The organism is Microcoleus sp. OTE_8_concoct_300, from assembly GCF_031383065.1.
Lineage (GTDB): Bacteria > Cyanobacteriota > Cyanobacteriia > Cyanobacteriales > Microcoleaceae > Microcoleus.
The window spans coordinates 1-17,536 of sequence record NZ_JANMZH010000262.1 but is presented as its reverse complement, the minus strand read 5'-3'; the positions used below and the strand labels follow the sequence as shown (position 1 = coordinate 17,536).

The 17,536-nt window shown below is 46.6% G+C and carries 19 protein-coding genes and 1 pseudogene; 9 read left to right on the top strand and 11 right to left on the bottom strand.

Annotated features, from left to right (window positions below; genetic code table 11):
• The first annotated feature begins 57 nt into the window (after positions 1–57).
• From ACUVJL_RS12390 to ACUVJL_RS12380, 3 genes are read left to right on the top strand one after another with little or no spacing between them, the layout of a single operon-like run.
• Positions 58–552 carry a helix-turn-helix domain-containing protein gene (locus ACUVJL_RS12390; protein ID WP_445246119.1) on the top strand — a complete coding sequence of 165 codons (495 nt, stop codon included), beginning with the start codon at positions 58–60 and terminating at the stop codon, positions 550–552.
• A gap of 13 nt (positions 553–565) precedes the next feature.
• Entirely contained in the window at positions 566–856 is a 291-nt protein-coding gene (locus ACUVJL_RS12385) for a transposase (RefSeq protein ID WP_445246118.1), read from the top strand.
• A complete protein-coding gene (locus ACUVJL_RS12380; RefSeq protein WP_445246117.1) occupies positions 849–1,010 on the top strand; it encodes a transposase in 162 nt (53 codons plus the stop codon). The genes ACUVJL_RS12385 and ACUVJL_RS12380 overlap by 8 nt, the downstream gene beginning before the upstream one ends.
• A 149-nt stretch (positions 1,011–1,159) precedes the next feature.
• On the opposite strand, the gene rimI is transcribed toward ACUVJL_RS12380, so the two are convergent.
• Entirely contained in the window at positions 1,160–1,837 is a 678-nt protein-coding gene (rimI, locus tag ACUVJL_RS12375; RefSeq protein WP_445246121.1) for a ribosomal protein S18-alanine N-acetyltransferase, read from the bottom strand.
• A 182-nt stretch (positions 1,838–2,019) separates the two neighbouring features.
• On the opposite strand from rimI, the gene lysA reads away from it, so the two are divergent.
• The 3 genes from lysA (at position 2,020) to ACUVJL_RS12360 (ending at position 5,322) form a co-directional block, all read left to right on the top strand.
• Positions 2,020–3,453 carry a diaminopimelate decarboxylase gene (gene lysA / locus ACUVJL_RS12370; protein ID WP_445246116.1) on the top strand — a complete coding sequence of 478 codons (1,434 nt, stop codon included), beginning with the start codon at positions 2,020–2,022 and terminating at the stop codon, positions 3,451–3,453.
• Positions 3,454–3,661: 208 nt separating this feature from the next.
• A complete protein-coding gene (cdaA, locus tag ACUVJL_RS12365; RefSeq protein ID WP_445246115.1) occupies positions 3,662–4,555 on the top strand; it encodes a diadenylate cyclase CdaA in 894 nt (297 codons plus the stop codon).
• A gap of 20 nt (positions 4,556–4,575) precedes the next feature.
• On the top strand, positions 4,576–5,322 hold the full coding sequence (locus ACUVJL_RS12360) for an isoprenyl transferase (protein ID WP_445246114.1): 747 nt from the start codon (positions 4,576–4,578) through the stop codon (positions 5,320–5,322).
• A gap of 133 nt (positions 5,323–5,455) precedes the next feature.
• Here the strand turns inward: ACUVJL_RS12360 and ACUVJL_RS12355 are convergent.
• Both ACUVJL_RS12355 and ACUVJL_RS12350 read right to left on the bottom strand, forming a co-directional pair.
• Positions 5,456–6,241, bottom strand: a pseudogene (locus ACUVJL_RS12355) (RNA-guided endonuclease InsQ/TnpB family protein); the annotation flags it as partial.
• A complete protein-coding gene (locus tag ACUVJL_RS12350) occupies positions 6,208–6,582 on the bottom strand; it encodes a hypothetical protein (protein WP_445246113.1) in 375 nt (124 codons plus the stop codon). The gene ACUVJL_RS12350 and the pseudogene ACUVJL_RS12355, both read right to left, overlap by 34 nt.
• 124 nt (positions 6,583–6,706) lie before the next feature.
• Between ACUVJL_RS12350 and ACUVJL_RS12345 the strand changes: the two genes are divergently transcribed.
• Positions 6,707–6,886 (top strand): hypothetical protein, encoded by a 180-nt coding sequence (locus ACUVJL_RS12345; protein ID WP_445246112.1) that lies wholly within the window; start codon positions 6,707–6,709, stop codon positions 6,884–6,886.
• A gap of 121 nt (positions 6,887–7,007) precedes the next feature.
• On the opposite strand, the gene ACUVJL_RS12340 is transcribed toward ACUVJL_RS12345, so the two are convergent.
• The 8 genes from ACUVJL_RS12340 to ACUVJL_RS12305 all read right to left on the bottom strand — a co-directional run bounded on the left by ACUVJL_RS12340 (position 7,008) and on the right by ACUVJL_RS12305 (position 14,931).
• Positions 7,008–7,280 (bottom strand): DUF3143 domain-containing protein, encoded by a 273-nt coding sequence (locus tag ACUVJL_RS12340; RefSeq protein WP_445246111.1) that lies wholly within the window; start codon positions 7,278–7,280, stop codon positions 7,008–7,010.
• Positions 7,281–7,384: 104 nt separating this feature from the next.
• On the bottom strand, positions 7,385–7,864 hold the full coding sequence (locus tag ACUVJL_RS12335) for a J domain-containing protein (RefSeq protein ID WP_445246110.1): 480 nt from the start codon (positions 7,862–7,864) through the stop codon (positions 7,385–7,387).
• Positions 7,865–8,344: 480 nt separating this feature from the next.
• Positions 8,345–8,728: an NIF family HAD-type phosphatase gene (locus ACUVJL_RS12330; protein ID WP_445246109.1), complete on the bottom strand. Its 384-nt coding sequence runs from the start codon at positions 8,726–8,728 to the stop codon at positions 8,345–8,347.
• A 61-nt stretch (positions 8,729–8,789) separates the two neighbouring features.
• Positions 8,790–9,662 carry an Rpn family recombination-promoting nuclease/putative transposase gene (locus ACUVJL_RS12325; RefSeq protein ID WP_445246108.1) on the bottom strand — a complete coding sequence of 291 codons (873 nt, stop codon included), beginning with the start codon at positions 9,660–9,662 and terminating at the stop codon, positions 8,790–8,792.
• A 62-nt stretch (positions 9,663–9,724) separates the two neighbouring features.
• Positions 9,725–11,308, bottom strand: a complete 1,584-nt coding sequence (locus tag ACUVJL_RS12320) for a chloride channel protein (protein ID WP_445246107.1) — start codon at positions 11,306–11,308, stop codon at positions 9,725–9,727.
• 496 nt (positions 11,309–11,804) lie between these two features.
• Positions 11,805–13,241 carry a hypothetical protein gene (locus ACUVJL_RS12315; RefSeq protein WP_445246106.1) on the bottom strand — a complete coding sequence of 479 codons (1,437 nt, stop codon included), beginning with the start codon at positions 13,239–13,241 and terminating at the stop codon, positions 11,805–11,807.
• Between the two features lie 59 nt (positions 13,242–13,300).
• Positions 13,301–13,816, bottom strand: coding sequence for a methyltransferase family protein (locus tag ACUVJL_RS12310; RefSeq protein ID WP_445246105.1), 516 nt, complete (start codon positions 13,814–13,816; stop codon positions 13,301–13,303).
• 170 nt (positions 13,817–13,986) lie between these two features.
• Complete coding sequence (locus ACUVJL_RS12305) at positions 13,987–14,931, bottom strand: aldo/keto reductase (RefSeq protein ID WP_445246120.1); 945 nt, start codon at positions 14,929–14,931, stop codon at positions 13,987–13,989.
• A gap of 150 nt (positions 14,932–15,081) precedes the next feature.
• On the opposite strand from ACUVJL_RS12305, the gene ACUVJL_RS12300 reads away from it, so the two are divergent.
• Positions 15,082–16,515 (top strand): BCD family MFS transporter, encoded by a 1,434-nt coding sequence (locus tag ACUVJL_RS12300; protein ID WP_445246104.1) that lies wholly within the window; start codon positions 15,082–15,084, stop codon positions 16,513–16,515.
• A 116-nt stretch (positions 16,516–16,631) separates the two neighbouring features.
• Positions 16,632–17,462, top strand: coding sequence for an inositol monophosphatase family protein (locus tag ACUVJL_RS12295; protein WP_445246103.1), 831 nt, complete (start codon positions 16,632–16,634; stop codon positions 17,460–17,462).
• Positions 17,463–17,536: the final 74 nt, after the last annotated feature.

Here is a 17,536-nt window from a genome sequence, read left to right as displayed (position 1 = left end):
ATACCAATTCACTATGAAGGTACACGCTCATATAGGCTAAAGTAGAGGAGATCCAATATGGCCAACAAATTTCAGGTAGAAATCCAGGAAACGCTTGAGGAACTAGAGCATCGACTCGAACGGGCTATAACAGCAGTAAGTAAAGAAAAATTACTGCTATTATACTGGATTGCCACCAAAAAAATCAAAACAAGAGAAGAATTAGCCAGGATGCTGAAGCGAGATGAATCAACAATATATCGTTGGTTGAAAACATATAAACAACGTGGAATTACCGAATTACTCAGAGTAAAAAAAGCTCCCGGGAAGACTCCACATGTACCACCCCAAGTCAGAGAAAAATTAATCAAAAAACTGCCAGAACCAGAGGGGGAGACAAGTTATGGCAAATTACAGCTATGGCTAGAAAAAGAATGCGGAATTAAAGTGAGCTATAAAGTGGTACATGACCTAGTTCATTATAAATTGAAAGCTGACCTGAAAGTCCCAAGACCCCAAAGTGACAAAGCGAACAAAGAGGTGCAGGCAAGCTTCAAAAAAAAAACTATGTGAGCTCATCAAAGTAATGATTAAATATTTCGGAAACTCCAAGCCTGTAAGGATATGGTGTCAGGATGAGAGTAGATTTGGATTGATTACTAATCAGGGCAGAAGGATTACATTAAAGGGGGTAAAACCCATTGGCAAGAAGCAATGGAAACGAGGAAATTATTATATTTATGGAGTTGTAGAGCCAGCAACAGGTGAACAATATTATCAAGAAGTTCCTCGGCTAAATTACAACTGTTTTCAAGAGTTTTTAAAGGAATTTGGTCAAAAATACGAGCGAGAATTTCCATCTAATTATCATGGATAATGGTAGGTTTCATAAAGCTCTATTACTAGACTGGGATGACCATGTAATGCCAATATATTTACCAGCCTATAGCCCTGAATTAAATCCGATTGAAAGATTGTGGGAGCATACAAAAAAAGACCTCAAGTGGGAAAATTATTCGAGTTTAGATTAACTCAAAGAACAGGTAAATAGAATTATCAAATCTCTCACTAATGAAGAAGTTTTATCTCTCTGTGGTTGGGACTATATCCTTGAAGCTATATTAAGTGCAACTTCATAGTGACTTGGTATAAGTCTTATTAAATTCGCAATAAATTAGATTCACAACTCAAAACTATCGATCGCCAAATGCCAGTTTTTCTGATGCAGCCGATCGCAAATTTGCACTTTCTCAACGGCCAAATAAAGCTTAAATTCGGGTTTTTCTAGGCCGCTGCGCCACATGATAAGAGCATCTTCTCCGGTGTCTTTGTAGTATCGTTTCCGCCGGCCTGCCTCTTTAAAACCAAATTTATTGTACAGAGACACTGCGGCTAAATTAGAGTCCCGCACTTCTAAAGTTGCCCGTTCTAATTGTCTAGAGTGAGCCTTTGTTAGTAAAGCCCAAAGCAGAGCTTGTCCTAAACCCTGACCTTGAAAGCGAGGATGAATGGCCAAAATTGTAATATGAGCTTCTTCTAAAATTGCCCACAGGCAACCCAAACCGATCAGGGTTGGGGTAAGTTTTGAGTTGGGAGTGGCCCGCGAGGAAGTCTCAACACTGAGCGGTTTTGAGTTGAGAATGCTGTTGGGCTCGATCGACTCGAGTTCGCTGTCCAATCTTTCTGATGCGGAGTCCCCGGTTTCCGATGCCCACAAACCCAGTAAATCGGTGTTAGGACTGCCTAACTCGCGCCCGTAGCCTTCTAAAGTCCAGAGTCCGCCAAAACACAGGCGATCGAGTTCGACTGCACTGTTGAGGTGTTCTGCGGCGAGATGTTTAATTTGTAGAAAACGCACGGCTGTAAATTGTACACTGGAAAACACAGTAGCGATTAGCTGTTTGTGGCTAGTTTTGAGTCATGAGTCACAAGTCTCCAGACATTAGTCTACTGCCGACTGCTGACTGCTGATTAATGACTGCCGACTCCTGAATGCTGATTAATGACTGCTGACTAATAACCTAGGATAGTTATTGCGCGATGGTATCAACTCAATCTTTCGGGGTCGAATCGGGACTTAAGTATCTGTCTGAGTCGAAGCCGGCCCTGCAAAATCGATCGCCCAATCAAGAACTGTTACCGCTGACAGCCAGTGTCAACAGCAGCGATCGGTTGGAAATCGGAGGCTGCGAGGTGACAGCCTTGGTAGAGCAATTTGGCTCGCCGTTGTACATTTTAGACGAAGAAACGCTGCGGGCGGCTTGCGCCCAGTACCGGGATGCTTTCGGGCGTTACTATCCGGGATCTTCTCAAGTGCTCTATGCTTCTAAAGCTTGGAGTTGTTTGGCAGTTTGCGCGATCGCGGCCCAAGAAGGTTTAGGAATAGATGTCGTATCTGCAGGCGAAATCCACACTGCACTGCAAGCCGGTGTGGATCCCGACAAAATCTACTTCCACGGTAACAACAAGTCCCGCGAGGAACTCGAGCTAGCTGTCGAAAGCGGCTGCATTACCGTAGCCGACAATTGGCGGGATTTAGAGACTCTAGCAGAGTTGGGAAAATTGGGTGTCAGCAGCCTCACAGGTGGGCCGACACGAATTATGGTGCGGTTTACTCCTGGAATTGAGTGTCACACTCACGAGTACATTCAGACGGGTCAAATCGACAGTAAATTTGGCTTCGATCCCAAATCGCTCGATCGAGTATTTACTTTCATCAGCCAACAGCCGTCCTTATTTTGCGTGGGAGTGCACGCTCACATCGGCTCTCAGATTTTTGAACTGCAACCCCATGACGATTTAGCCGAAGTCATAATTCAGGCCTTGACAAAAGCACTTAGTTATGGTTTGCCAGCGACAGAAATTAATATTGGCGGGGGGTTGGGCATTCGCTATACTGAAGCGGACGATCCTCCCAGCATTGAAGATTGGGCTCGTACAATTTGCTCCGCAGTGGTAGCAGCTTGCGAGCGGCAGCAATTGCCATTACCGAAATTGCTTTGCGAACCGGGTCGATCGCTCGTCGGTACAGCCTGCGTCACTGCTTATACGGTTGGCTCTCAAAAAGTCATTCCGGGAATGCGGACTTATTTAGCTGTGGATGGAGGTATGTCGGACAATCCGCGTCCTATTACCTATCAATCAGTTTATCGAGTGATCGCAGCCGGTAAAATGTCTGCACCATTAACGGAAACAGTGACAATTGCTGGGAAACACTGCGAGTCAGGCGATGTTCTGATTAAAGATGCCAAATTGCCAGAGTGTCAGGCCGGAGATGTCCTCGTGGTTACGGCCACAGGGGCATACAATTACAGCATGGCTTCTAACTACAACCGAGTACCCCGACCGGCAGCGGTTTTAGTGAGAAATGGGGAAGTTAACACGATTATACAGCGGGAAACTTACCAGGATTTGCTGAGGCTTGACCGCCTTCCTGAACGACTCGGATCTCAAAAGTTAAAAGTTAAAAGTTAAAAGTTAAAAGAAAGACAATCCATGTTTACTTCGTGATGATTGCTTTTTCACTTTTAACTTTTGCCTTGTTCAGTCACGCGATTGGATTGACACTCCTCGGTCTAAAAACACGGGGATTTTCAGCATATTCCTTATAACAACTGTTCATGGTTCATGGGTTCGAGTGCATCACGGTTCGCGGTTCACAGGCGGTAGCGTTCGATGAACCATGAACAATCAACAATCTGGGTATGACTTTGGCCTCGTTCAGTCCTTATTGATTCAATGCATCGATATTGGACTGGTTTTTGCCCTTGCGTATTTGGTGCTCGTCATTGTTGGGGAGCGCAGAACGCTGTGGATGGTACGGGGATTTATCATTTTGATGCTGGCGGCGGCGGTGAGCAACTGGGCTGGATTGAGGCTGTTGCACGTTGCCCTCAACAGCTTGGTGACGGGTTCGGCTGTGGCAATGGCGGTAATATTGCAGTCGGAGTTTCGCCGATTTCTGGAACAATTGGGTCGGGGGGAATTTCGGCAATTGTTTGGACGCGATCGCCGACCAACTCCGGAACCGGACAGCGTAATAGATGAAATTGTGGACGCAGTAAAAGAACTTTCGCAAAACCGCACGGGCGCTTTACTAATTATAGAAACAGATTCTCCGATCGACGATCGAGATTTTTCCGTGCCGGGGGTGAAGCTAAATGCTGAAGTCTCTAAGGAATTGTTGCAGACGATATTTCAGCCACAAACTTTGCTGCACGACGGAGCTGTTTTGATTCGAGCTTCGCGGATCGTGTCGGCGGGGGTAATTTTGCCTTTGTCCGATCGCAGCGCGTCGCGGCAGTTGGGAACCCGCCACCGGGCGGCGATGGGGATTACGGAACGGGTACAAGCTTGCGTGTGCGTGGTTGTGTCGGAGGAAACGGGTTCTATTTCTCTGGCGCAGATGGGAACTTTAAATCGACCTTTGACTAGCAGCAAACTTAAGGAATTGCTGGAAGCAAAGCTGTTTCCGTCGGACGGAGAAAGAGCTGTGGCTCCAATTCCGATCGGCAATCTCGGACGCCAGATAGGATTGAAGGGAGTGACGCTGTTAAAACGGATACTGCGCCGTTAGTCGGGTAATCGGGAGAAACCATGAGTCAAGGAATTTGCTTGGAAAAGTTGCCGGCGGATCTGCAACAAGAACTACTGCCTAAGCACATAGCAGTGATTATGGATGGGAACGGGCGCTGGGCTAAGAAGAAGGGGTTGCCGCGGATTGCGGGACACCGCCGAGGAGCTAGCGCTCTGAAGGAACTGCTGCGCTGCTGCAAAGATTGGGGGATTCCAGCTTTAACGGCCTATGCTTTTTCGACGGAGAATTGGGGGCGGCCGGCCGGGGAGGTGGATTTTTTAATGAGTTTGTTTGAGGGTAAGCTGCGGCAAGAATTGCGGGAGATGGTGGACGAGGACGTGCAAATTCAATTTATGGGGAATTTGCAGGCTTTGCCGAAGTCTTTGCAGGCGGAAATCGAGCGTTCTGTGACGGCAACTCAGCACAATCAGGGGATTCTGTTTACGGTGGCGACGAATTACGGGGGGCGTCAGGAGATTGTACAAGCTTGTCGGGCGATCGCCACTCAGGTGCAAGAGGGCAAGTTGCAGCCGGAGGAGATTGATGAGGTTTTATTTAAACGCTATTTGTATACTGCTGATATTTGTGACCCGGATTTGCTGATCCGGACGAGCGGGGAAATGCGGTTGAGCAATTTTCTGCTATGGCAAATGGCTTATTCGGAAATTTACATTACTGAGACGCTGTGGCCGGATTTTGATCGATCGGAGTTTCACCGCGCTTTGTCTGATTATCAGCAGCGCAGCCGCCGATTTGGCAAAGTGTAACGATTTGGGATTTGGGATTTTAGATTTGAGATTTTTTGGTTGATTTTTCAGTTTCCAAGTAGGTGTGGATTCTGATGGAGCATCTCCATGAAATTGACATACTCCCCACCCTTAAAGGGTGGGGATTCTAGCTTCAAACAGCAATTGCAGGCGTAGCCCGACTTACATCACTATAGCCAACAGTCGATGCCCCGACTGCACAAATATTACGACTGGCGTTTTCATCCCTGCCATTAATTGATTGACAGGATGGACAACGCCATTCTCTAACGGACAAATTTAAAATTTCTAGGATATGTCCACAACCCGAACAAGTCTTGGTGGATGGATACCACTGATCCACAAATACCAATTGCTTGCCTTTCTTCTTGGCAACCCATTCTAGGATTTGCAAAAACTCGCCCAAGGCTAAATCTGATATCTTCCTCCCCCAAAGTCGTTGCATCCCTTTGAGGTTCAAAGTCTCAAAACAGAGAATATTAAACTTGTCTGTTAACTCATGAGCTAACTTCCAAAACCAATCACGCCGACGATTAGAAATATCCTCATACTTGCGTACCAAGTTTTTCCTTGCTCCTTCGCGGTTGGAGGAGCCTTTTAACTTCTTAGAATGCTGCCTACTCGCCTTTTTTATCGCGTTAAGTGACTGTTTAAAAAATTGGGGAGATTCGATTTTGGAACCCTCTGAGCAGGTGAGGAATGTCTTCAATCCAAAATCAAAGCCAGCGATTTTACCTGTCTTAACTTCGATTTCTGGATTACTATCGTCATCAACAACCACAACCATAAACAATTCACCCAATGGTGTGCGTTTTATGGTTAGTGTTTTGACCGTCCCCTCTATCTCTCTGGATTTCCAAAATTGATAAACTCGACTCCCAATTTTTACCCTATTTCCACCCAAAAACTTGTACCATGCACGGGCTTTAAGGGTGAATGATTTGTACTTTTTGACCTTTTTAAATCCTGGTGGTCTAACTTTTTTTTGTTGTGCTTAAAAAACAATTGGTAGGCTTTCTCAATGCGTTGGCAGATATCTTGTACCGCTTGAGAACCTACAGATTGCCACAATGGATTACGCTTTCTTAGTTTGGCAACATGAGACTGAAGTTTGGCACAGTTTAAATGCTTGCCCCACATCCGGTAATACCGCTTGTGGAGAGCAATGCAATGGTTATAGATCGCTCCAGCAGCGTTGATTGTGCGCTTGAGGTATCTATTCCGCTTGTGTTTGTAGAACTTAAACTTCAGGGTTTTCATGCTTCCCATTCAGGGCAGAAATGGGTAGCCATTGGATAGCAATATGAAAGAGAGATTGAGTGTACGAGTCGATTCTGAAAGACTTGAAAAACTCAGAAGGGTTGCCAAACAAAAGCGCAAGACCATGACTCAATTGATTGAAGACTGGATCGATAGGTTGCAGGAAGAAAAGTCGCCCGCTTATGGGCGAGGCTTTAAACCCAGTTTTTCGGTAAAAAACGTTTTTACGACCTGCGAGCGTCCCGCACAGCAGAATACAGCGAGCGGGACGATCGCAATCCCATGTAAATGCTTGCACGCTTAATGCTTCTTACCTGGATTCCCCATCTAAAATCTAATACCAATTTCACTCATCTTTTGCTCAACATAACGATTTTAGATTTTAGATTGGAGGACAAATCTAAAATCTAAAATCTAAAATCAAATTAGGGGCCGGAGAAAACGGCAGCTTCAATGTCCTGACGCGAGAGGGAGTATTTGAAGGCTCGCTGAATATCTTGGCCGTCGGCTCCAGCCTCGATGTAACGGATGGTGAGTTGGTCGATATCGAGGGATAGTTCTGCTTTCCAGGTAGGTCGATCGATCTGCCAGCAGTGGAGTTCTCGCCGGTCTTGCTGGCAGCCACGGCTGATTAGCCACTGCTCGATGGACGGCAGCGGATGGTTGTACAAAGGAGTGTCAGCGGAAGGAAGAGTCATGGGATTTTAGATTTTAGATTTTAGATTTTAGATTGGGGATGGAGGATTGAGGATGGAGGATTGAGGATTGAGGATTGAGGATTGGAGATTTGGGATTTGAGGCTTTAATTGCCGCGAATTAAGCCGATCGCGATCGCCAGTACCAAACATCCGATTAAGCTAGCTCCCATGATAAACAGGGCGAACATTTCTCCGGGGGAAAGAGGTCGATCCGTGGGGTCTAGGTAAGCGGAGTTGGAAGTTTTTTTGCCCGAGCCCGAAACCGGAGTATTGAAACCGGGCGGCGACTGAATCACGTTCAGGCGAGAATAGCCTATTTTGAGGTCGTAGGCGAGGCGACGTTCTGGGTTGCTGAGGGTGGCGTAGGCGTTGTTGAGCTGCTGAAATTTGGCGGTAGCGACTGCGGGCGGCAGGTCGGTGGTATCGGGATGGTAGAGTTTGCTCCGTTCCCGGTACGATCGGCGAATTTCGATCGGCGATGCGGAAGGATGCAGCCCTAACAAGCCGTAGTAACTAGAACCCAAGGGGGTTTTACCGGGTATTTTCTGACTTTTGCTGTTTGCCGTTCCCTCGTTAGGAGTCACCTCAGCGCCTCTGGGCTTGTTGTTTATAATTTTTGATTATTTTAGAGCAGATTTGAGGGTAGCGCCACTGTCTGCGATGTCGAGGGGTTGAGGGTGGGCGTAAGGCGACGGCAAGTAACATCAAACTCAGCACCAAGATATTCATGCCGTCGGCTTCATCGATTTGTTATGCGACTTGAGGAAGTGTTTGAGATATCTGATATCAATTCCGGTTATATCGGAATGATTAAACCACAGAGGGCACAGAGGACACAGAGAAAGAGAAGAGAGAGATGCATAATTCCGATGTCAACGGATTTGATATGACTCACGGATGGATCGGGTAAGCCGATTTCGCCAGAACCTTTTCTCGACACTGCGGATATTTTCTTCATATCTGAGTTTATCCAAGTAAAGCAGCAAATACTTCAATTCATCATCCGTCTCCTCTCCCTCAAAGGGGTTTACTCGCACCAGATTGCCATAGCGGCGCTCCCACTTTTAAGGTGTATCATCCACTGCAATGATTGACTCTAGACGATAGCCTTTGCGCTTGACCTTTTTTATATTTTTGCGATTGTAATATTCAAACCGTTCAAGATCGTAAGCAACTGTGCAGCGAGCGCTTGCCCACACAAACGATAAAGTTTTAAGATTTTCAAAGATTGCTGACACAATTGCTATCGCATAAGACGGCGTAGAAGATGTCCAAACTGCCACCTCAAACCAGTCTAGGCAATTTTTCAAAAATACATTAAGAAACGGTCTTTTGTAAATGTGATATTGCCCCACTAAAAAGTCAGCTTGCCGAGGTAGAGATGCTTCGGTAGCATAAATTAAATTTTCATCAATATCGAGGCTCAATAGTTTTTTTATAGAATCCATAATCAAAAATCGTTCATCACTATGTCTAGGTCTACTCCCTGTACGCAATTACTTTAAACTATCAATCGCCCGAGCGCAAATTTTGCACCTCCTCAATGCTAAGCCCGGTAACTTGACTAATCATTGCATTATCTAGCTGTGAAATTAATTGTCTGGCGATCGCGATCGCCTTTTCTCGCATTCCTTGTTCTATGCCTTGTTCTATGCCTTGTTCTATGCCGTCCTGAACAGCCTTAATAATTGCTCCCTGTTGGTCATAAATAAACTGTTCTCTTCTGTCCAAATCTTCCACTTCCTCTCGGCTCAAACTGGCTTGATTCGCAATATTAAAAGCTTCATGTATTTCTGGTATGCTATCCATTGTTTCTGGAATCGATGTCAGATTTCTCGCATTTTTCATAAAATAAATCCATTTGTCTGCTAAAGTTTCAAGTTCCTCCTGTCCTTTGGTAAACTTTGGCAACTCTACAAACACTAAATCCAGCTCGTTTTCGGGATAAGTCAAATTAGTCTTGACTTCTTTGAACACAAATCGGGAAATAAATTCTGGGCTGTTAGGAAACATTTCAAAATCAGTAATTGTCAGAGCAATTACTGGCTTCAGCATTCGATATCCTTGGGCTGCTTCCAATTGAAAAGCGTAAGTCTTCGCTGCATTGTACAAAACTCGTTTCCCAAAAGACTGGACGTTGAGCACTTGCATTTCAATAATTACTAAAGTGCCATCGCTGAGTTTGGCTTTCACATCCAGATAAGTATCTTTTAAGCCTTCGAGTTTGGGCGGCAGATTCGGGTTGATAATTTCTAAGTCTTCAATCGTGGGATTGCCTTCATAAATTAGAGCGTTGAGAAAGCTAATTAGAATGTCTTTGCTTTCTGAGGAACCGAATATTTTTTTGAAGGCGTAATCGGTTTTAGGGTTGATAAATATCATAGTTGTCAGATTTAGCTTTGAGGTTATTGGTTTTGTGACGAAGCAACGGGATCTGACAGCAGTCAAACTGCTGATTTTGTTTCAGGTAATGGTTTGACATTTTCCGGCAAATGTGAATTAGCGATCGCCAGCACAGGCTCATCGTCGCTGTGTTCGTCCTCAATGGGAATTGGGCAAGAAATCAGTTCTGTGACGATGCGATCGCCCAGAACATCTTCCCAATCTTGCAACTGTTCTCTGGCTTTGATCGGTGTATTGACAGCCACGTCTACGCCCATTTGCTGAAGGTTGAGGCTGTGGGCTGTCGATCGGCGGTTGACAAACTCCACCAGCCAAACGCTCAATCCCACTGCTGCCATCAAAGGCAAGACAATCCGGTAATCGCGGGTTAATTCAAACATTAATAGGATGGCTGTCAGCGGTGCTCTGGCGCTGCCGGCGAGGACGGCGGCCATTCCTACCATTGCGTAGGCGGCAGGGCCCGCGACTCGATCGCTCATTGCTGGCAGCATTTCCAAAAAGAGGCCGTAAGCCGAACCCAGGGAAGCTCCCAAAAACATCGCCGGAGCGAAGATGCCGCCCACTAAACCGCTGCCGAGGCTGATTGCTGTCACCGCCAGTTTGACAAACAGCAGCTGCAGCAGCAAAGGCAAGGAAAATTTAACATCTTGGAGCATTGCTTGGACAGTTTCGTAGCCGACACCCAAAATTTGAGGCAATTGCAGGGCGACTAAGCCGACGCAGGCCCCGCCGACGATCGGGTGAAGCGGCCGGGGCAGTCGTCCGAGCCAAGCAAATCCTCGGACTTTTCCTTGAAAACAGCGATCGGCTAATTGAATTGCTTCTGTGTAGGCTAGAGACACTCCGCTCGCCAAAAGTCCCAATCCCATGTACAAAGGCAGTTCTAGGGGGCTGCGGACATCGTAGATCGGCAAAGAAAAAGCCGGCTGAGCTCCCAAGCAGATTTGAGCGATGAGCGCCGAAACTACGGCCGAGAGCAAGACAACACTGACTGAGGAAGTGGCGAAGGTGCTGCCGAGCACGACTTCTAAGGCAAAGAACACTCCGGCGATGGGAGAGTTAAACCCGGCAGATAAACCCGCAGCAGCTCCGGCGCCCAGGAGCAAGCGCTGCCGTTCTGGCGAGAGCTGCAAAACTTGAGCCAGCAGCATTCCAAAATTAGCGCCGATTTCGACGCTGGGGGCTTCCGGGCCGAGGGAGGCGCCGGTGCCGAGGGAAACTGAGGCTGCCATCATTTTGGTGATGGGTTTGAGGGGGGAGAGTTCTTGCAGCCCGCGGGTGGCTGCAATTAAGGAAGACATATTCGGGCCAAAGTCCCGAAATCGCCAGCGCATCAGCCCGATGATGACTCCGCCGAGGGTGGGAATGCAGGCTAGCGTCCAAGAGCCTTTCGAGGCGATCGCCCCCATGAAGTCTTGCAGCATCAGGCTGTGGATGAAGTGGATGAGATAGTGAAAGGTGACGACGCCTACGCCCGTAACTCCCCCGATGACTAGGGAGAGGATGAGCAGGAGGGTTTCTGGGCTTGGGTGCAGGCGGTTGAACAGCGGGCTTAGGCGCGAGGCTTGGGGAGTTGCTGCGGTTGGGCCGGTTGGCGACAGATCCACAGGATGGGTGGCTCTCATTTAGCGGTTAATTCTTCTGTGAGAAGTGAGATAAATATTACATTTTATTTCTTATTTTAATTGTGAGTGATTTTAGGGGAATTGACAAGTTAATTAAGCCGTATTTTAGGGCGGATTTTAGGGGCGGGCGGCTGGGGTGGAATGACTGATTCTGAGGACCGGCTGATTTGGCGTGATTGTATACTCACTTACATTCAAACTTAGATACACTCTCGCGATCGTCCTAATTAACTATATTTGTAGTTTTGGCGCTTAGGGCGATCGCATAAGCGCATCAATGAGCTGTAGATTGGGGAGAAATTAGTGAAACTCAACCTTCTGATTCAATAATTAGCGATTCGCTCTTTTGCATTAGACTTATTGCCTCAATTTTTGATCGATCGGGAAACCGCAGAGCAACGCTTCGGAACGCCGATGTATTTCAAGATTGGAGAGCGAATGCTTCCAATCTTGTCTATTAAAAACAGCAATCTTAGATAGAAAATCTAAAATCATCCTATAGGGGTTGTTTAGTGGGCGGAATCCTTTGTCTAGGTTTGGTGATCAACATTAGCGGATCGCCGATGGTGGCGACTTTCCAGGGAGGGGATTCTAGCTGGCGTGCTGCTATTAAAAAGGGTGCTCCTCGCTTCAGGCGATCGACCATTAATTTAGCTGGAATAAATGCCGATAAAAAAGGTTCGTGGACGCTGCCGACATACGCGTAAGCACCATTTACTAACCACCTTCCGCTAACGGTGTTTGTGTTATCTGGATCTGAGGCTGACCAACTGTGAATCATGTGGATTGCTGTGGGAAATACGACTTTTGGTATATCTTCAACTGAAGCGTCGCCGTTGCCGACTTGGAATGATTTTGGATAGCCTTTGGAATTCATTAATATTAAGTCAAATGTCCACGGTTTTGAGACTAAACTCCGCCACTTTTCCAGGCTAGATTCTGGTCGCTGCACTACTTCGACATCCAAACCTAGGGTTTTTAGTTCGGTAGCTGCTTCCTCCATTTCATATTTTTCCCAATTTCCTTCCTTGGGGTAACTGTCATAAAGCATGGCTGTTTGGCTGTCTAGAAATATGGAACACATGGCTTGATAGATTGATCGCACCTCCGAGCCGAAAATCCAGCCGACAGCCGCCCAGCGTTCGCCGTTGATGTGCCGTCCCAAACCGTCGGTAACAGCTAATTGTTCGTCTTTCTTTTGAGGGGATTGATATTTTACTGCTAGTTCGCGTACAATGGTTATTGTGTCGATCGGGTCTGCGAGTTGAGAATAAAAAAATCCGGTAGATTCGACGGCTTTTGTAATTGCTATTTGCAGAGCTGTCCACCGTGTTTTATTGAGGCTCTGGTTGGGTTTTCCGAAGTTGCCTTCTAAAAATACTAAAGGTTGGCCGTGAGCGGCTGCTAAGGCAACTGCTGCTAAGCGTGCGGGGTCGTTCTCTGATGTGATTACTACTCCTGGGGGTTCCCAGCCGAGTTGCGTCCATTTTGCTTTTAAGGTTTGAGTATCGGTGGCATTCCAGGCTAGTGCTGCGGCGTTCAGCATTAATTCTTGGAGTTGTTTACCTTTTGGCAGTTCCTCTTTGATGCTTGGCAAACGGACTATTTCTTCGGCTTGAAAGCGCTGCAAAAACATGGGCGCATATTTGTCGTCTTCGATGAGAATAGGCCAGTTTCCTTTGAGATTCCATTTTTGGATTGCTGCTAAGAATGTAGCTTCGTCGGGTACTAGAACTATGCGGTTGACTGTTGGTATCTTGGAGCGGAGGATGCCTAATCGGAGGCCTGTTTGAATAGGCCAGGGTTCTTGTTTGGCTGAGGCGGGAAGTTGAAAGGGTTTTGTGATAAAAAAGTTACATCCATTAATTGCTGTTGATAAGCATAAAAATAGTGTTAATGCTAGCAGTGTAAGTTGTCTGTTTTTGAGATGCATTTTTTTGACTCCTGATCTAAGCAGATTAACGCGAATTAACGCCGATGAATGTGGAAATGTTAATAGATGCCGGGAATTATTTTTTTGACTCGCTGCTGGTAATCTGAATAGTCTGGATATTTTTCGGTTAACCAGGTTTCTTCTCGATTGGCTTTGATGTCCAAAAATATTATTAATATGGCGCTGGCTATTAAGTGGGATAAGCTCATTTGAAAAAGTGTCCAGCCGAGGGCGGCTAAAATTAAGCCACTGTATAATGGATGCCGCACTATTCCGTAAATGCCTGTTTGGACTAATTCTCCGTTTTCTATGGGATACGGTAAAGGTGTGAGGTTTTTTCCTAAGTCTATCAATCCTTTGATGATTAAAATTAATCCGCCTAAGCCGAGAATACTTGCTACATTCCAAGTAAGAGCAAGTAATTGAGTTGATTCAATTTTTAATCCTGGCAGTTGATAAACTGGTAAGATTGCAAATCCTGCTAGCAATGCTCCTTGAAGCAAAACTAAATATTCGCCGCGGCTGTTATTGCGCCAGCCTTCGCGCGTGAAGCCCCAGTCAGTTAAGATTTTCATAGTAAGACGAAGTTCGGCAACGGATTTTGTAACGGATGTAACGGATGTCAGGAAGAAGGAAGAAGGAAGAGGGGAGAAGAAAGTGAACTGTAGGTTGGGTAGAGTGAAGTAAAACCCAACCTACGGCGAACAGCGAACAGTCAACAGTGAACACTCAACTATTAACAGGTTTATTCTAGCCAGGGACGAGTCATTAGTTCTAGTTGGTTGACTTCATCTTGGCTTAAAGTCCAGCCTAATGCGCCTGCGTTTTCTTGGGCTTGTTTTGCGGTTTTGGCGCCGGGAATTGGGATTACTTTGTTTTGGGCGATTAGCCAGTTGAGGGCTACTTGGGCGGGCGTGCGATCGCGCTTTTTGCCCATTTTCCGCAGGGTAGACATGACTAATTCAATTTTTTCGAGGCCGCTTTTGCTGAAGCGGGAGTCCATTTTGCGAGCTCCTGTAGGTTGTTCTTGGGCTGTATATTTCCCGGTTAGCAATCCTTGGGCTAAGGGGCTGTAAGCTAAAATTGTTACTCCCAAGGATCGGGCTGCACTCACAATTCCTTGTTTTTCTACTTGCCGCGACAGCAATGAGTAGCGGACTTGATTTGTTGCTAGGGGAACGCCTCTGGCTGCTAGTATTTTGTGGGCTTCGCGCATCTGTTCTGCTGAATAGTTGCTGACTCCTACTGCTTGAATTCTGCCTTTTTTTACTTCATCGGCTAAGGCGTTCATCAGGGTTTCTTGACTGAGTAAAAAAGTGAACGGCCAGTGCACTTGGTAGAGGGCTATTTGTTCTACTTGCAAGCGTTTTAAGCTGGCACTCAAAGCGTCGGAAACTGATTTTCCTGTAATCCGCCAAGGTAGGGGACCGAATTTGGTGGCTATTTGCACGGGTTGGGTGGTTTTTTTGAGAAACTGCCCCAGTAATTCTTCTGACAAGCCGTTACCGTAGACTTCGGCTGTGTCGAAAAAGTTGACTCCGCTGTCTAGGGATGTTTTGAATGCTGCTTCGACTTCGGCTGCGCCGTAGTTGCTGCCGTAGTTCCAAAATAGTTTGTCGCCCCAAGCCCAAGTTCCGACGCACAGGGGAATGACGGCTGGGCCATTTTGTCCTAGGGTAATGGTTGTCACGGTTGGTAAATCCACGGTTATTGATTCTCTTTATTTTTATATGAATTTATACGAATAATCGCGATCGAGCTTCTAGCCGGGGGAGGAAAGGCGGCAGGTTGCTATATCTCAGTTACTATAAATTCAAATGCTGTGTTTATTTGAATAGTTATGTCGATCGACCGTTTGCCAGATTCAAGATTAACAGATTCCGCGACTCCTGCTATCAAGAGAGTTACCCTGCTGACCATGTTCCGGTTGGGTTTGTTTCAGATGGGATTGGGCATGATGTCGATTTTGACCCTGGGGGTGCTCAATCGCGTCATGATTAAGGAGTTGGCGATTCCGGCTACTGTGGTGGCTGGTACGCTGGCGATGCACCAGTTTGTGGCGCCGGCTAGGGTGTGGTTCGGGCAAATGTCTGATGCTAGGCCGTTGTTTGGCCATCACCGCACAGGTTATGTGTGGATGGGGGGGGTTCTGTTTGTGATTTCTGCTTTTTTGGCGGTGCAGGTGATGTGGGGCTTGGGCGACAGTTTGGAGGCTGTGGGGTGGACGACTCCTACTTACGGTTGGGTGGGTTTGTTGGGTTTGATTTTTGCGCTTTACGGTATTGCTATTTGTTCGAGTTCGACTCCTTTTGCTGCTTTGTTGGTGGATGTTTCCGATGAGGAGGATCGCTCGAAGTTGGTTGGTGTGGTGTGGTCGATGCTGATGGTTGGTATTATTATCGGGGCGATTGTTAGCAGCGGTTTGCTGAAACAAATTGATGGGGATGTACCGCGGGAAGTGTTGCAGGCTTCGATTAATGGTTTGTTTGTGAAGGTGCCGGCTCTTGTTTTGCTGTTGGTGGGGATTGCGACTTTTGGGGTTGAGAAAAAATATTCGCGGTACGGGGTGCGATCGAGCGCAGTGAACCGAGAAGATAAAATTACTCTGGGAAGTGCGCTGCGGATTTTGACTGCTAGCCGCCAAACCGGTTTGTTTTTTACTTTCCTGCTGGTTATGACAATTTGCTTGTTTATGCAGGATGCGGTTTTGGAACCTTACGGCGGGGAAATTTTTAAGATGCCGATTTCGGAAACTACTCGGTTGAATGCTATTTATGGTACTGGTACTCTGATCGGTTTGAGCGCAACTGGTTTTTTAATTGTGCCGCGAATTGGCAAGCAAAATACGATTAGGTTGGGCTGTTTGTCGGTGGCGACTTGTTTGAGTTTAATTATTTTATCTGGATTCACAGGAAATCCAATTGTGTTTAAGTCGGCTTTAATGTTGTTTGGTTTTTCTTCGGGAATTACGACGACGGGTGCGCTGAGTTTGATGTTGGATTTGACTGCTGCGGAAACTGCTGGGACTTTTATTGGCGCTTGGGGTTTGTCGCAGGCTATGGCCCGTGGTGTGGCGACGGTTAGCGGCGGTGCTATTTTGGATTTGGGCAGAAGTTTATTTGGGGTGCCGATGCTGGCTTATGGGTTGGTTTTTGCTGTGCCGGCGGTGGGTATGATTCTGGCTGTTTGGCTGTTGGGTAGGGTGGATGTTGGGGAGTTTCAGGATAATGCTAAAAGTGCGATCGCAACTATTCTTGAAAATGAATTAGACTGATGTTTTGTCAGGAAAGCCTCTGGCAGTTGACAGGAAAGCAGGTGTCAGTTGTCAGGAAAGCCTGGGGCGGTTGTTAGTTCCAATAATCCATAACCAATAACTAATAACGAATAATAATGACTAATTTTTGGGATTCTATTTTAAGTTTTGCACGGGTTACTGTCGAGAGAGTCGGACAGCAGTTGTTGCAAGATTTTGGTTCCGTGCAAGCCGATGAGAAGGATGACGGGAGTTTGGTGACGAAATCCGATAAGTGGGCTGATGCGGAAATTAGAAGTGCGATCGCATCTACTTTTCCCAGCCACGGCATTTTGAGCGAGGAAGGAGAACAGGTTTTCCCAGATACTGAATGGTGTTGGGTTGTCGATCCTTTGGATGCGACAACTAATTTTGCTAGGGGAATTCCGATTTGGGGTATTTCTTTGGGTTTGTTGTATCGCGGAACTCCGGTTTTTGGCTGCGTGCATTTGCCGCCCATTAATCAGTCTTTTCACGGTTTTTATGCACCTGATTTGGCGGGCGGCGTGTTTGACAATATGCCTCAAGGTGCGTTTTTAAACGGGCAGCCAATTCGGCCGAGTGCTGATAAAATGAGCGGAAATCATTTTTTTAATTTGTGTTCGCGGAGTGTGGGAATCGGGCCTCATCTTCCGAGTAAAGTTCGGATGTTGGGTATGGCTAGTTACAATTTTTTGACGGTGGCTTCGGGTACGGTGTTGGGAGGAGTGGAAGCAACACCGAAAATTTGGGATATTGCCGGGAGTTGGGTAATTGTGAAGGCTGCTGGTGCGGTTTGGCTACCGCTGGAGTCCCAGGCGATTTTTCCGCTGGAAGTGGGGAAGAATTACGGTAGGATTTCTTATCCGACTTTGGTGATGAACCGGCAGGAGTTGGTGTCGGTGTTTTTGCCGTTTGTCGAGGCTTGGAAGAAGAAAAAAATGGGGTGATAGGAATGAGAATTAAATAACTTCCACAAGTTTGTGGGATGGGCGTCCCGCCCGTCCAAAAAGGACGGGCGGGA

What these genes read in the sequence shown, in the direction of transcription:
- ACUVJL_RS12390 (WP_445246119.1), top strand. Translation starts at nt 58, where the DNA reads ATGGCCAACAAATTTCAGGTAGAAATCCAGGAAACGCTTGAGGAACTA.
- ACUVJL_RS12385 (WP_445246118.1), top strand. Translation starts at nt 566, where the DNA reads ATGATTAAATATTTCGGAAACTCCAAGCCTGTAAGGATATGGTGTCAG.
- ACUVJL_RS12380 (WP_445246117.1), top strand. Translation starts at nt 849, where the DNA reads ATGGATAATGGTAGGTTTCATAAAGCTCTATTACTAGACTGGGATGAC.
- lysA (WP_445246116.1), top strand. Translation starts at nt 2,020, where the DNA reads ATGGTATCAACTCAATCTTTCGGGGTCGAATCGGGACTTAAGTATCTG.
- cdaA (WP_445246115.1), top strand. Translation starts at nt 3,662, where the DNA reads ATGAACAATCAACAATCTGGGTATGACTTTGGCCTCGTTCAGTCCTTA.
- ACUVJL_RS12360 (WP_445246114.1), top strand. Translation starts at nt 4,576, where the DNA reads ATGAGTCAAGGAATTTGCTTGGAAAAGTTGCCGGCGGATCTGCAACAA.
- ACUVJL_RS12350 (WP_445246113.1), bottom strand. Translation starts at nt 6,582, where the DNA reads ATGAAAACCCTGAAGTTTAAGTTCTACAAACACAAGCGGAATAGATAC.
- ACUVJL_RS12345 (WP_445246112.1), top strand. Translation starts at nt 6,707, where the DNA reads ATGACTCAATTGATTGAAGACTGGATCGATAGGTTGCAGGAAGAAAAG.
- ACUVJL_RS12340 (WP_445246111.1), bottom strand. Translation starts at nt 7,280, where the DNA reads ATGACTCTTCCTTCCGCTGACACTCCTTTGTACAACCATCCGCTGCCG.
- ACUVJL_RS12330 (WP_445246109.1), bottom strand. Translation starts at nt 8,728, where the DNA reads ATGGATTCTATAAAAAAACTATTGAGCCTCGATATTGATGAAAATTTA.
- ACUVJL_RS12325 (WP_445246108.1), bottom strand. Translation starts at nt 9,662, where the DNA reads ATGATATTTATCAACCCTAAAACCGATTACGCCTTCAAAAAAATATTC.
- ACUVJL_RS12320 (WP_445246107.1), bottom strand. Translation starts at nt 11,308, where the DNA reads ATGAGAGCCACCCATCCTGTGGATCTGTCGCCAACCGGCCCAACCGCA.
- ACUVJL_RS12315 (WP_445246106.1), bottom strand. Translation starts at nt 13,241, where the DNA reads ATGCATCTCAAAAACAGACAACTTACACTGCTAGCATTAACACTATTT.
- ACUVJL_RS12310 (WP_445246105.1), bottom strand. Translation starts at nt 13,816, where the DNA reads ATGAAAATCTTAACTGACTGGGGCTTCACGCGCGAAGGCTGGCGCAAT.
- ACUVJL_RS12300 (WP_445246104.1), top strand. Translation starts at nt 15,082, where the DNA reads ATGTCGATCGACCGTTTGCCAGATTCAAGATTAACAGATTCCGCGACT.
- ACUVJL_RS12295 (WP_445246103.1), top strand. Translation starts at nt 16,632, where the DNA reads ATGACTAATTTTTGGGATTCTATTTTAAGTTTTGCACGGGTTACTGTC.